Source organism: Spirillospora sp. NPDC029432, assembly GCF_040703975.1.
Classification (GTDB): domain Bacteria; phylum Actinomycetota; class Actinomycetes; order Streptosporangiales; family Streptosporangiaceae; genus Spirillospora.
Map to the genome: position 1 here is coordinate 169,328 of NZ_JBEZWH010000007.1, position 13,264 is coordinate 182,591.

The following is a 13,264-nucleotide window of genomic DNA, read 5'->3' on the forward strand; positions in this document are numbered from 1 at the left end:
CCGGTGGTTGATCACTAATGTCCTAGGGCATGTCCCAGCGGAGCCGGCGAGCGCAGACGTGGTTGTGGACGGGTGCGGTCGCGGTGAGCGTCGCGCCCACGGCGCTGGCCGCGATCGACTCCCTGCTCGCGGAGCCCGGGCGGCGCGCGGGTATCGCGTTCGGGTTCGGCGCCCCCTCTGACTGCGGCTCGTTCGTCAGGGGAGAGCTGTGGTCCGTGCCGGGATTCACGCTCGTGCGCGATCTCCCGTTCCTGGTCGTCGTGCCGGCGTTCCTCCTGTGGCTGTCCACCCGTAGGCGCGCGGTCGGGTGGGCGGCGGCCGGTGTCCTCGGCGCGGTGTGCGCGGCCGAGCCGCTGCTGTTCGGGTACGACCTGCTGCGGCACGGAACGGCGTGCTCCCGGGTCTGGCTGGGCCAGTTCGGCGGGCAGCGGATCGCGGAATGGGCGTACGGCCTGGTGCCCGCCGCGCTGATCCTGGCGGCGACGTACCGGCCCGGTCCCCGCGCGTACCGCTCGGCCGGCGCGGCGGTGCTGGCCGTCGTGCTGCTGTTCGGGACGGCGGCGGACCAGGAGCGCACGCGGATCGTGGCGACCGGTGAGAAGGAGTGCCGGAACGCGCGCCTCCCCGACCTGCCGCGCGGGGAGGCGGCCGTCCGGGAAGTGGCCCGCATGACGTGGGACGAGCGGGAGCTCGCCTACCTCTGCGTATCGCGCGGCATCACCCGGTACGGGCTGGCGCCCGTGTTGCAGGGTCCCCCTTTCCAGGAGCCTCCGATCGCCGACGGGCAGTTGCTCAGGGAAGGGCGGCTCGCTTGCCGGGGCGAGGGAAAGGTGTGGCAGAGCAGCCGGGGGCACAGGATCCTGTCGGCGATCACGTACCTGTGCCCGGAGACGGTCGCGGCCCGGGATCGCGAGGAGAGGCGCAGAACAGCCGTTCTCAAGGCGGAGTACGACCGGGACGAGGCGCGGGCCACAGCGCATTGCAGGCGCGGCCTCCCGCGGGGCCCGCGCCCCGTACGGCAGGCCACGCTGGTCTTCTCCGGCGGTGAGAGCAGCAGCTACCAGGTGGGGGCGGGGGCGCCGTTCGACGCGGCGCACGCCGACGGGCTGGTCGCCGCGGCGGGCCGCGGTGCCACGATCCTCACCGGCACGGAAGGCTGGCTGTGCCTGACCGTACGCGCGTACCGGAAGGCGCCGCCGCTCGACCTCAAGGGCTGGGAGCGAGCCGCCGAGGTCGGGTTCGACAGCGCGGACGGCGCGACCCGGATCTCCTCGATGAGCGATCCCGCGCGGCTGCCCGTGGTCACCGCCGCCGGGCCGGGACCGTACCGGCTCCGCGTGTACGTCCGCGGCCGGAACGCGGGCGAGACGCTGACCTCGGAAGCGCCCGCCGAACGCCACCTCCTCGCCGTCTTCCCCGGCAGGTCGAAGGAGCCGAAGGTCTACAAGAACAAAGAGCGCTGACGCGGGCCGTTCCCTCAGGCGGCGAGGCAGGCGAGCGCCGCGACCACGGCGGCCTGGACGCCGGTGTCCAGGGTGGGCTGGACGACCGGGGCGAACCGGGAGCTGTGGTTGGACGGGATGTCGGTGGCCACGGTCCCCTTCTTCGCCGCCTCCGCGTACGCGCCGGGGTCGATGCCGCCGAACGCCCAGTACGTGTACGGGACGCCGAACGCCTTCGGGATCCGGCTGAAGTCCTCGCTGGCCGTCTGGAGGTCCAGCGAGCCCGCGCGATCGCCGAAGAAGCCGGCGAACGCGGCGGCGACCTTCTCCGTCGGCCCGCTGTCGTTGACGGTCGGCGGGAAACTGCCGAAATGGTCGATGTCGGGCGGCTGCGGCGCGTTCGAGGCGGCGCATTCGGCGGTGGCGATGCGTTCGATGGCGTCCTTCACGTGCGCGCGGGTGGCGTCGTCGTACGTCCGGACGTTGATCTGGATCTCGGCCGACTCGGGGATGTTGTTCGGATTCGAGCCGCCGTGGATGCTGCCGACGGTGAGGACCGCCGGGGTCAGCGGGCCGATCTCGCGGGACACGACCGACTGGAGGCGCACCACGATCATCGAGGCGAGCACGACCGGGTCGACGCCCAGGTGGGGCGCCGACCCGTGGGCCGAACGCCCGTGCACGGTGACGCGGTAGTTGTCGGCGGCCGACAGCACCGCTCCGGGCCGGGTGAGGACGGTGCCCGCCGGGTACGGCAGCACGTGCTGCGCCAGGCACACGTCCGGCTTCGGGATCCGTTCCGTCAGGCCGTCCCCGACCATGGCGTCGGCGCCGTCCCCGGGTTCCTCGGCGGGCTGGAACAGCGCGACGAACGTCCCGTTCCACCGCTCCTTGGCCGCGGCCATCAGCCGCGCGGCGCCGAGGAGGGCGGTCACGTGCATGTCGTGCCCGCAGGCGTGCATCACCTTCGGCGTCGCGCTCGCGTACGGCAGGCCCGTCTTCTCCTCGACCGGCAGCGCGTCCATGTCGGCGCGGACCAGCACGGTGGGGCCGTTCCCGCCGGCGAGCACGCCGACCACGCCGGTGCCGCCGACCTTGTCGTGGACCTCGTAGCCGCACTCCTTCAGGCGCCGCGCGACCTCGGCCGAGGTGCGCGTCTCCCGGTGGCCGAGCTCGGGGTGGGCGTGCAGGTCCCGGTAGAGCGATTCGAGGCCCGGCCTGATCGCGTCCAGCCCGGCGAGGACCGACGAGCCGTTGGACATGGACGCTCCCTCCCGGTACCGAGTGCCGACATTCCGGATACTTCCCTGCCTATCGCCCGGTGACGGCAAGCCCACCCCAAGCCTTCGACAAACCGGGCCGCTCGCCCGCGAGGGTCAGGCGTTGACGTATTCGCGCAGGTGGTGGGCCGTCAGGGAGTCGCCGCGGGCCACCAGGTCGGCCGGAGTGCCGGTGAAGACGACCCGGCCGCCGTCGTGGCCGCCACCGGGGCCGAGGTCGACGATCCAGTCCGCGTGCGCCATCACGGCCTGGTGGTGCTCGATGACGATCACCGAGTCGCCGCCGTCCACCAGCCGGTCGAGGAGGGCGAGCAGCTGGTCCACGTCGGCCATGTGCAGCCCGGTCGTCGGCTCGTCCAGCACGTACGTCGCGGCCTTCTCCGCCATGTTGATCGCCAGCTTGATCCGCTGCCGCTCGCCGCCGGACAGGGTGTTGAGCGGCTGGCCGAGCCGGAGGTAGCCGAGGCCCACGTCCTGGAGGCGGCCGAGGATCGTGTGCGCCTGGCCGGACGGGAAGAACCCGTGCGCCTCCGCGATCGACATGTCGAGGACCTCGCCGATGTTCTTGCCCCGCAGCTCGTACGTCAGGACCTTCGCCGTGAACCGCCTGCCCTCGCACTCCTCGCACACCGAGGCGACCCCCGCCATCATCGCCAGGTCGGTGTAGACGAGGCCGATGCCGTTGCAGTTGGGGCAGGCGCCCTCGGAGTTGGCGCTGAACAGGGCCGGCTTCACCCCGTTGGCCTTGGCGAACGCGGTCCGGATCGGGTTCAGGAGCCCGGTGTACGTGGCGGGGTTGGACCGCCGGGAGCCGCGGATCGGCGACTGGTCCGCGACGACCACGCCGTCCCGCCCGGCGACGTACCCGTGGATCAGCGAGCTCTTCCCGGAGCCCGCGACGCCGGTGACGACGGTCAGCACGCCGAGCGGGATGTCGACGTCCACGTTCCGGAGGTTGTGCAGGTTCGCGCCCCTGACGGAGAGGGCCCCGCGCGGTGTACGCGGTGTCTCGCGCAGCCGGGCGCGGTGCTCCAGGTGCCGGCCGGTGAGGGTGCCGGAGGCGCGCAGGCCGGGCACGTCGCCCTGGTAGCAGATCCGGCCGCCGGCGGCGCCGGCGCCCGGGCCGAGGTCCACGACATGGTCGGCGATGGCGATGACCTCGGGCTTGTGCTCCACGACCAGGACCGTGTTGCCCTTGTCGCGGAGCCGCCGGAGCAGGCCGTTCATGCGCTGGATGTCGTGCGGGTGCAGCCCGGCGGTCGGCTCGTCGAAGACGTACGTGACGTCGGTGAGCGAGGAGCCGAGGTGCCGCACCATCTTCACGCGCTGCGCCTCGCCGCCGGACAGGGTGCTCGCGGGCCGGTCCAGGCTGAGGTAGCCGAGCCCGATCTCGACGAGCGAGTCGAGCAGGTCGCGCAGGTTGCCGAGCAGCGGCGCGACGGAGGGGGCGTCCAGCTTGCCGGCGAACCCGGCCAGGTCGCTGATCTGCATCGCCGCGCACTGCGCGATGTTCGTCCCGTCGATGGTGGACGACAGCGCGGCCTGGCTGAGGCGGCTGCCGCCGCAGGACGGGCAGTCGGCGAACACCACGGCGCGGTCGACGAACGCCCGGATGTGCGGCTGCATCGACTCGCGGTCCTTGGCCAGGAAGATCCGCTGGACCTTGACGACCAGCCCCTCATAGGTGGTGTTGGCCGTGCTCGACTTCACCTTGGTGGCCGGCTTGTACAGGAAGTCCTCCCATTCCCGCTCGGTGAAGTCCTTCAGCTTCTTGTCCGGGCTGTAGAAGCCGGAACCCGCCAGGACCTTCCAGTACCAGGAGCCGACGGCGAAGTTCGGAACGGTGATCGCACCCTCGTTCAGCGACAGCTCGCGGTCCACCAGCCGATCGACATCGATCTTCGAGACCTGCCCCATGCCCTCGCATTCCGGGCACATCCCCTCGGGCAGGTTGAAGCTGAACGCGCCGGCCCCGCCGATGTGCGGCTCGCCGAGGCGGCTGAACACGATCCGCAGCATGGCGTACGCGTCCGTCGCCGTCCCCACCGTGGAGCGGGAGTTGGCGCCCATCCGCTCCTGGTCGACGACGATGGCGGCGCTCAGGTTGCGCAGCTCGTCCACGTCGGGGCGGCCCAGGCTCGGCATGAACGACTGCAGGAACGCGGTGTACGTCTCGTTGATCAGCCGCTGCGACTCGGCCGCGATCGTCCCGAAGATCAGGGACGACTTGCCGGAGCCGGACACCCCGGTGAAGACGGTGAGCCGCCGCTTGGGCAGGTCGAGCGAGACGTCGGCCAGGTTGTTCTCGCGGGCTCCGCGTACCTGGATCGCGCTGTGGCCGTCGGCCGGATGCATCGGACGCTCCCTCATGTTCGCCGCACTCTATTACGTACAGCGTACAAAGTTTTGCCGGGTCCGGTGCCGCCGCGGGCGTTCGCTACGCTCGCGCCCCGGCCGTCCCCCCGACGACGACGGCCCGGGCGATCGGCCGGACGGACTCCGGGGTGAGCTCGCGCTCCGGGGCCGTCACCAGGGTGAACAGCGCCCCGCCGTACAGGGTGATGAGCATGCCGACCTGCTCGCGGGTCGTCGCCAGGTCCAGGTCGCGGTGGTGCTCGACGGTGAAGTCGTGCGCGCCGCCCGCGATGCCGGCCAGCGCGCGGCGGAGCGCCGGCCGGCGGGTGGACTCCATGGTCAGCTCGTAGATCGCCAGGTAGCGGACGCGGTGCTCGGTCGCCGCCCGGTACAGCGAGGCGGCGATCAGCTCGACCATCCGCTCCTGGTCGGCCACCGCGCCCTCGGGCCCCTGCGTCGCGACCATGTCGGCCTGGTGCAGCTCCATCGCGCGCCGGGCCGCCGCCTCCAGGAGGGCGTCGCGGTTGCGGAAGTAGTTGGACGTCGTCCCGGGCGGCAGGCCGGCCTGGACGTCCACCGCGCGATGGCTCAGCCCGTGGATCCCCGAGGTGCCCAGCACCTCGACGGCGGCGTCGGCCAGCGCGCGCCGGCGCTGGAGGTTCGGCGAAGGAGGCACCCCTCCAGATTAGTACGACTCTGATAGTACTATTATCGTAGTGACAAGGAGGGCGGACGATGAAAGTCCTGATCATCGGTGCTGGTGTGGGCGGCCTGGCGGCCGCGCGGGCCCTGCACGCGGACGGGCACCAGGTCAGCGTGTTCGAGCGCGCCGGCGGGCTCCGCACGACCGGCGCCGCGCTGACCCTGTGGAGCAACGGAACCGGCATCCTGGCCGACCTCGGCGTGTCCCTGGACGGGGTCGGCGCGCCGGTCGACGTCCTGCGGCAGTGCACCTACGACGGGCGGCACCTGGTGGACATCGACGTCGGCCGGTCCGCGAGCGTGCTGGGCCACCCGAACATCTCGCTGCCGCGCCGGCGGATCATCGAGCGGCTCGCCGCCGGGCCGCCGTCCGGGCTGATCGAGTTCGACCGCGCCTGCACGGGCGTCGTCGAGGACGGCGACGGCGTGCTGGTGAAGTTCGCCGACGGCACCACCGCCGAGGGCGACCTGCTGATCGGCGCCGACGGCCGCGGCTCCGCCGTGCGCGACCACGTGTGGGGCGCCGACCCGGCCACGCCGAGCGGATGGGCCACCTGGCAGGGCCTCAGCCGGATCCCGATCGAGGTCGCCTCCTCCCGCCGCGGCATGATGATCGTGGGACCGGAGGGCATGTGCGGTCTCATGCCGGCGGGCGAGGGCCTGCTGCAATGGTGGTTCGACGTGCGCTGGTCGCCCGCCGAGCCGATGCCGGACGCGCCCCTGGACGTCCTGCGGCGGCGGTTCGGGCACTGGGCCTCGCCGGCGCGCGACGTGCTCGCGATGGCGGACGAGGACGACCTCGAATTCTTCCCGCATTTCCGGCACCGCGTCCCGCGCGTCTGGGGCGCCGGACCGATCACGCTGGTCGGGGACGCGGCGCACAGCATGCCGCCGACCCGGGCGCAGGGCGCCAACCAGGCGCTGGAGGACGCCTGGCTGCTGGCCCACGACCTCCGCCGCGGCACGGGCGCGCTGCCGGACATGCTGCCGGACGTCCTGCGCGGCTACGAGCGCACCCGGTCGAAGAAGGCGGGCATCGTCGCCCGGCACGCGGGCACCGAGGACATCAACAAGTACCGGCCCTGGCTGTCCCGCCTGCTCCCCGAGGCGTTCCTCAGCCGCTACTACACGTACTGGATCAAGCAGATCAGCGACTACCTCACCCGCCGCTGAAGACGCCTGTCAGCCTAGGGTGACAAACTGGGGATGTCAGCCTAGGCTGACACCATGACATCCATGACGGAGCTGGCGGCGGACGTGGACAGCCGCGACCCGGCGACCGGCCTGGCCGCGGTGGCGGCCCTGCGCAGGCTCGTGGACGAGCTGGAGACCCTGCACGTGGCCAACGCGCGCGCCCAGGGCTGGTCGTGGGAGGCGATCGCCCGTTCCCTCGGCGTACGGCGGCAGTCCGTGCACAAGAAGCACGCCCGGCGGATCGGATCGGAGTGACGATGCTCGCAAGGTTCTCGCCCACCGCACGCGACACGATCGTCCGGGCCGCCCGCTTCGCGGCGGAATCCGGCCAGGAGACGCTCGGCACCGGCTGCCTGCTGTGGGCGCTGGCCGAAGAACCGCTCCTCGGCCTCGACCCCGGCGCCGTACGGGACGAGCTCGGCGCCTCCCCCGGCCGCGACCGGGAACTGCTCGCCACCCTCGGCATCGACCTGGACGAGGTCCGCCGCCGTGCCGCCGCCGCCACGTCCGCGCGTCCGGACGACCCGGCCCTGTGGCGGCTCGACCGCTCCCCCGTACTCCCGCTGCGCGTCACCCTCACCGGCCCGGCGGTGCGGATCCGGCTGGACGAGGGCGGCCGCAAGGCGATCGAGGTCGCCCTGTGGTCGGCCCGCCGGGGCCGCCGCCCGCTGGCCGAGCCCGGCGACCTCATCTGGGGCCTGCTCGCCGACGGCTCCAGCACGGCCGTCCGGATCCTCCACCGGCAGGACGCCGACCTGTGCCGCATCTGGACCGGCCTGCGCCACTGGCAGCAGGCCGCCTGACCCGGCCCCTCCCAGCGTTCGCCCGGTGCCCGGAACCGGACGGTACGTCCCGCCCGTCGTAACCGTAAACGGCATACGGGGAGGCCAAGTGGGACGTAGCGGGATTCCGCACGACAGGTCGGGCCAGCTCAAGCAGATCGAGAGCGGGCTGCTGCCGGGCGAGCAGATCATCGCCGTGTACGACGCGGTGGGGACCGGGACGGGCTTCATCGGCCTGACCAACCGGCGGGTGATCGTCCAGGACACGTCGTTCGTGGGCAAGCGGGTCGCGATCACCAGCATCCCCTACTCGAGGATCAGCTCGGTCAGCGTGGTCAGCAACAAGTCGTGGGCCGGGTCGTTCTTCTCCAGCGGCGCGATCGCGATCCACGTGGGGACGCAGATCTACGAGGTCGAGTTCCGCGGCGAGGAGAAGACGCACCACGTGCACAACGTGATCACCGACTTCATCGCCCGCTGACCCCCGCCCGGTGGTAGGACGGCGCCATGACGAACGAGATCACCCGGCCGGACGCCGACGGGACGTGGACGGAACTGGCGGCGCGCGCCGTCCTGAGCGCGCTCGTCCCGGGCCTCGGCCGGTACGAGCCGGCCGGCGGCGGGATCCGGAGCCTCGACGACGCCGGAAACGGCTGGTGGGGGATGACGCGGATCGAGGGCGGCCGGGCGGTCGTCTACGGCCACGACGTCGACTACAGCCGGACCCGCCACCAGGTTCTGCCCATCGACCTGCTGGCGGGAGGCCCGGCGTGGCTGCCGTGGGAACGGCTCGTCGAGCTGATCCGCGAAGAGCAGATCCTCGCGTTCGTGCACTGGTGGGACGGCGAGTCCTGGGGGCGCACCGCATACCCGGACGGCATGGACGACGGGTTCGGGGACGAGCTCCGCGGCTATTTCCAGTTCCACGAGAACTTCATGGAGCACGCAGCGGACGAGAGGGCCGCGCAAGCGGCGTACGACGCGGTGCTCGCCGCCGCCCGCGCCCGGACGGTGGACCGTGACGTGCTGGAGGCGCTGATCCGCGCCCTGGACCCCGAAGCGGTCGCCGGCACGGCAAGCTTCTTCGACGCCGACGCGGGTTTCGCCCTTGAGGGCGCGCTGGCGGTCGCGGAGTGGGCCGGAGTGGCGCCGGGATCCCGGTGGCCCGAGGTCCCGGCCGGGAACGGCGAGCCCGCCGAGCGCCGCGTGTTCGCCCAGCACGAGGGCTGGCAGAGCGACCTCGTCGGGCGGGCCATGTGCCTGGCGGAAGAGGCGGAACGCCCCGTCCCGGCCGAGGGGGAGGCGCTGCGCGCCGTCGCCGCGTGGATGCGGGAGAACGGCCATGCCGAGATCCGGGCCGCCCTCGCCGGCAGGTGGAACGGCCGGTTCACGCTGCGCGACCGGGACGGGACGGAGTGGAAGGACCCGGCGTTCGGCGAGCTCCTCGACGCCTGGCGGGAGGAGGAGGGCGACGACCGGTCCGGGCGCTGGCTGTTCGTCCGGGTCCGCGTGCGGGACGGGGAGGTGACGGCCGAGCGCGCCTACGATCACCGGCCCCCGTTCTGGACGGGCTTCGCCGTCGCGCGCCGGAAGACCATGGACTTCCACGAGCCCAGGGAGCCGATCGACGTGCTGCGCGAGGAGATGGAGCGCCGGGACCCCGGCTGGCGTCCCGGATGGGAGTCCCGGCTCGCCCCCGACCACTTCATCACCGAGGGCATCCCGCCGGAACTCTGCTGGCGGCCCGGCCTGGAGCCCTGACCGCCGCGCCCGGAGGCCGGCCGCTTCGCGCGGACGCGGCCTCCGGGCGGGGGGCGGCCGTCAGAAGGCCTCGTCGAAGGCGACGCTGCCCTCCACGCCGATCTGGTACGCGGAGACGCGGCGCTCGAAGAAGTTCGACAGCTCCTGCACGTCCTGCAGCTCCATGAACGAGAACGGGTTCGCCGAGCCGTACCGGACCGGCAGGCCGAGCCGGGCGAGGCGCTGGTCGGCGACGTACTCCAGGTAGCGGCGCATGTCGCCGGCGCTCATCCCCGGCAGGCCGTCGCCGCAGAGGTCGCGGGCGAAGGCCAGCTCCGCCTCCACGGCCTCCTCCATCATGCGGGTGACCTGCTCGGTCATCGCGGCGTCGAACAGCTCCGGCTCCTCCTCGCGGACGGTGTCCACGACCGAGAACGCGAACTCCATGTGCATGCTCTCGTCCCGGAAGACCCAGTTGGTGCCGGACGCGAGACCGTTCAGGAGGCCGCGGGAGCGGAGCCAGTAGACGTACGCGAAGGCGCCGTAGAAGAACAGGCCCTCGATGCACGCGGCGAAGCAGATGAGGTTGAGCAGGAACGAGCGGCGGTCCTCCGCCGTGCGCAGCTCGTCCAGCCCGCCGAGCGAGTCGATCCAGCGGAAGCAGAACTCCGCCTTCGCCCGGATGGACGGGATGTGCTCGATCGCCGCGAACGCCTTGGCGCGCTCGTCGTTGTCGGGCAGGTAGGTGTCCAGCAGCGTCAGGTAGAACTGGACGTGCACGGCCTCCTCGAACAGCTGCCTGGACAGGTAGAGGCGGGCCTCGGGCGCGTTCACGTGCTTGTAGAGGTTCAGCACGAGGTTGTTCGCCACGATCGAGTCGCCGGTGGCGAAGAACGCGACCAGGCGGTTGACCAGGTGCAGTTCCGCCGGGGTGAGGCGGGCGAGGTCGGCCAGGTCGGAGGCGAGATCGACCTCCTCGACCGTCCACGTGTTGCGGATGGCGGCGCGGTAGCGCTCGTAGAAGTCGGGGTAGCGCATGGGCCGGAGGGTGAGGTCCATGCCCGGGTCCAGCAGGCTCACTGGCATGCCTCGCAGGTCTCTGGGTTTTCGAGGGAGCACATGACCGCTTCCGTAGGGGAGACGGTCGTCTGCGCGATGCGCGTCGCGGGCCGCGAACGCAGGTAGTAGGTCGTCTTGAGACCCGCGCGCCACGCGTAGGCGTACATCGAGGAGAGCTTGCCGATGGTGGGCGTCTCCATGAACAGGTTGAGCGACTGGCTCTGGTCGATGTACGGCGTGCGCGCCGCCGCGAGGTCGATCAGGGCCTTCTGGGGGAGTTCCCAGGCCGTCCGGTAGAGGGCGCGCAGCTCCTCGGGGAGATCGACCAGGCCCTGGACGGATCCGTTCGCGCGCTTGATCGCGTCCCGGACCTGCGGCGTCCACAGGCCCAGCGCCTTGAGGTCCGCGACCAGGTAGGAGTTGATCTGCAGGAACTCGCCCGACAGCGTCTCGCGCTTGAACAGGTTGGACACCTGCGGCTCGATGCACTCGTAGCAGCCCGCGATGGACGCGATCGTCGCGGTCGGCGCGATCGCGATCAGCAGCGAGTTGCGCAGCCCGACCTCGGCGATCCGGGCGCGCAGGGCGTCCCACTCGGCGGCGCGGGACGGGCTCGCGTCCGGGAAGTGGTCCAGGTGGAGCCGCCCGCGGGCGGTGCGGGTGTGCTCGTACTCGGGCAGCCGGCCCAGCTCCTCGGCCAGGTCGGCGGACGCGCCGTACGCCGCGAGCGCGATCTCCTCGGCGATCCGGGTCGAGAGCGCGCGGGCCTCGGCGGAGTCGAACGGCAGCCGCAGCTTGAAGAACACGTCCGCCAGGCCCATCACGCCCAGCCCGACCGGCCGCCAGCGCCGGTTCGCGCCCGCGGCCTCGCCGGTCGGGTAGAAGCCGCGGTCGATCGTCCGGTCCAGGAACCGGACGGCGGTGCGGACGGTCGCGCGCAGCCGCGCCCAGTCCACCCCGTCCGGGCCGACGTGGGCGGACAGGTTCACCGAGCCGAGGTTGCACACCGCCGTCTCGGTGTCGCCCGTCACCTCCAGGATCTCCGTGCAGAGGTTGGACAGGTGGACGACGCGGCCCGGCGTGGCCGTCTGGTTGCAGGCGCGGTTGGCGGCGTCCTTGAACGTCATCCAGCCGTTGCCGGTCTCCGCGAGGGTCCGCATCATCCGGCCGTACAGGCGCCGGGCCGAGACCTGGCGCACGTACCGGCCGTCCTCCTCGGCCTTGCGGTACGCGGCGTCGAACTCCTCGCCCCACAGGTCGGTGAGCTCGGGCACCTCCTTCGGATCGAACAGCGACCAGGTCCCGTCGGACTCGACCCGGCGCATGAACTCGTCCGGGATCCAGTTCGCGAGGTTGAGGTTGTGGGTGCGGCGCTGGTCCTCGCCGGTGTTGTCGCGCAGCTCCAGGAACTCCTCGACGTCGGCGTGCCAGGGCTCCAGGTACACGCACGCTGCGCCCTTGCGGCGGCCGCCCTGGTTGACGGCGGCGACGGAGGAGTCCAGGGTCCGCAGCCACGGGACGATCCCGTTCGACAGGCCGTTGGTGCCGCGGATCAGCGAGCCGCGCGACCGGACCCGCGACCACGAGATCCCGATGCCACCCGCGTACTTGCTGAGCCGCGCGACCTGCGCGTACCGCTCGTAGATCGACTCCAGCTCGTCCCGCGGCGAGTCCAGCAGGAAGCACGACGACAGCTGCGGGCGGCGGGCCGCGGAGTTGAACAGCGTCGGGGAGCTGGGCAGGTACGACAGCGTGCTGAGCAGCCCGTACAGCTCCGCCGCCTCGGCGACGGTGTCGGACAGGCCGGCCGCGACGCGCAGGAGGAAGAACTGCGGGCGCTCCAGCACGCGGCGGGTGCTCGGGTGGCGGAGCAGGTAGCGGTCGTAGAGGGTGCGGAGGCCGAAATACTCGAAACGCTCGTCGGCGCCCTCGTCGATCAGCGCGTCCAGCTCGGCGGCGTGCGCGGCGACGAACGCGGCGGCCTCGTCCGACAGCAGGCCCTCGCGGTGCGAGGCCGCCACCGAGCCGGCGAACGTCAGCACGCCCTCGGCCGCGGTCTCCTCCGCGATCTTCACGGCCAGCAGCCGGGCGGCGACCCTGGAGTACGCGGGCTCGGCCGCCACCAGCGCGGCCGCCTCGGCGACGGCGCGCTCCCGCCGCGCCGCCTCCCCGCTCTCCCCCCGTACCGCCGCCAGCAGCGGCGCCGGCTCGGCGCCGGGCAGCCCGGCGCAGGCACGCTCGATCGCGGCGCCGATGTCGCCGGACACCCCGGACGGGTTCGGCGGCGCCGTGAGTTGCCGTGTCACGTACTCTCTCTCCCCTTGAGATCGCCCCGCGGGCAGGGGAGGAGAACGCCACGGCAGGCCGCCGCGCGCCCACCGGCCTCCCGCGAAGCCTGGACGTCCATCGGTGCGGGCAGGTCTTCGGACTCGCGGGCACCGCGCGTCCCCTCCCTCCCGGAAGGAGCGCGCGACCTAATGACCGTCGCTTCCCGGCGCGCCATCACGGCGCGCCAGTGCTCTCTGACGGCGGTCGTTCCCGCTCACCGCTGCGGGGCAGTCCCGGAATTGGGCGGCCCGAGACATCGGGCCGCACCGCACCGGGTTCCCTCTTACGACGCCCGCACCGGCGATCGGCGCGGGCGAACCAGCACGATCATGACCCTACATCTGGCGGGGACCGATTGCGACAACACTAGATGTTGGGGCGC

At 72.3% G+C, this 13,264-nt stretch carries 11 protein-coding genes and 1 riboswitch; of the genes, 6 read left to right on the plus strand and 5 right to left on the minus strand.

Annotated elements, in window-relative coordinates; translation table 11 throughout:
- The first annotated feature begins 83 nt into the window (after nt 1-83).
- On the plus strand, nt 84-1,463 hold the full coding sequence (locus tag AB0881_RS08240; RefSeq protein WP_366615302.1) for a hypothetical protein: 1,380 nt from the start codon (nt 84-86) through the stop codon (nt 1,461-1,463).
- 14 nt (nt 1,464-1,477) lie between these two features.
- Here AB0881_RS08240 and AB0881_RS08245 read toward each other — a convergent pair whose 3' ends face one another.
- The 3 genes from AB0881_RS08245 to AB0881_RS08255 form a co-directional block, all read right to left on the minus strand.
- Entirely contained in the window at nt 1,478-2,704 is a 1,227-nt protein-coding gene (locus AB0881_RS08245) for an amidohydrolase (RefSeq protein ID WP_366615304.1), read from the minus strand.
- A gap of 114 nt (nt 2,705-2,818) precedes the next feature.
- Nucleotides 2,819-5,077 (minus strand): excinuclease ABC subunit UvrA, encoded by a 2,259-nt coding sequence (locus tag AB0881_RS08250; protein ID WP_366615306.1) that lies wholly within the window; start codon nt 5,075-5,077, stop codon nt 2,819-2,821.
- A gap of 82 nt (nt 5,078-5,159) precedes the next feature.
- Nucleotides 5,160-5,753, minus strand: a complete 594-nt coding sequence (locus AB0881_RS08255; RefSeq protein ID WP_366615308.1) for a TetR family transcriptional regulator — start codon at nt 5,751-5,753, stop codon at nt 5,160-5,162.
- Between the two features lie 59 nt (nt 5,754-5,812).
- On the opposite strand from AB0881_RS08255, the gene AB0881_RS08260 reads away from it, so the two are divergent.
- The 5 genes from AB0881_RS08260 to AB0881_RS08280 all read left to right on the plus strand — a co-directional run bounded on the left by AB0881_RS08260 (nt 5,813) and on the right by AB0881_RS08280 (nt 9,516).
- A complete protein-coding gene (locus AB0881_RS08260) occupies nt 5,813-6,952 on the plus strand; it encodes an NAD(P)/FAD-dependent oxidoreductase (protein ID WP_366615309.1) in 1,140 nt (379 codons plus the stop codon).
- 54 nt (nt 6,953-7,006) lie between these two features.
- Nucleotides 7,007-7,228 carry a helix-turn-helix domain-containing protein gene (locus AB0881_RS08265; protein WP_366615310.1) on the plus strand — a complete coding sequence of 74 codons (222 nt, stop codon included), beginning with the start codon at nt 7,007-7,009 and terminating at the stop codon, nt 7,226-7,228.
- A 2-nt stretch (nt 7,229-7,230) separates the two neighbouring features.
- Entirely contained in the window at nt 7,231-7,776 is a 546-nt protein-coding gene (locus AB0881_RS08270) for a Clp protease N-terminal domain-containing protein (protein ID WP_366615311.1), read from the plus strand.
- An 88-nt stretch (nt 7,777-7,864) separates the two neighbouring features.
- Nucleotides 7,865-8,236, plus strand: a complete 372-nt coding sequence (locus tag AB0881_RS08275; protein ID WP_366615312.1) for a PH domain-containing protein — start codon at nt 7,865-7,867, stop codon at nt 8,234-8,236.
- 26 nt (nt 8,237-8,262) lie between these two features.
- On the plus strand, nt 8,263-9,516 hold the full coding sequence (locus AB0881_RS08280) for a hypothetical protein (RefSeq protein ID WP_366615313.1): 1,254 nt from the start codon (nt 8,263-8,265) through the stop codon (nt 9,514-9,516).
- 60 nt (nt 9,517-9,576) lie between these two features.
- Here AB0881_RS08280 and AB0881_RS08285 read toward each other — a convergent pair whose 3' ends face one another.
- Nucleotides 9,577-10,581, minus strand: coding sequence for a ribonucleotide-diphosphate reductase subunit beta (locus tag AB0881_RS08285; protein WP_366615315.1), 1,005 nt, complete (start codon nt 10,579-10,581; stop codon nt 9,577-9,579).
- Complete coding sequence (locus AB0881_RS08290; RefSeq protein ID WP_366615317.1) at nt 10,572-12,860, minus strand: ribonucleoside-diphosphate reductase subunit alpha; 2,289 nt, start codon at nt 12,858-12,860, stop codon at nt 10,572-10,574. The genes AB0881_RS08285 and AB0881_RS08290 overlap by 10 nt, the downstream gene beginning before the upstream one ends.
- A 90-nt stretch (nt 12,861-12,950) precedes the next feature.
- Nucleotides 12,951-13,220, minus strand: a riboswitch (cobalamin riboswitch).
- Between the last annotated feature and the right edge of the window lie 44 nt (nt 13,221-13,264).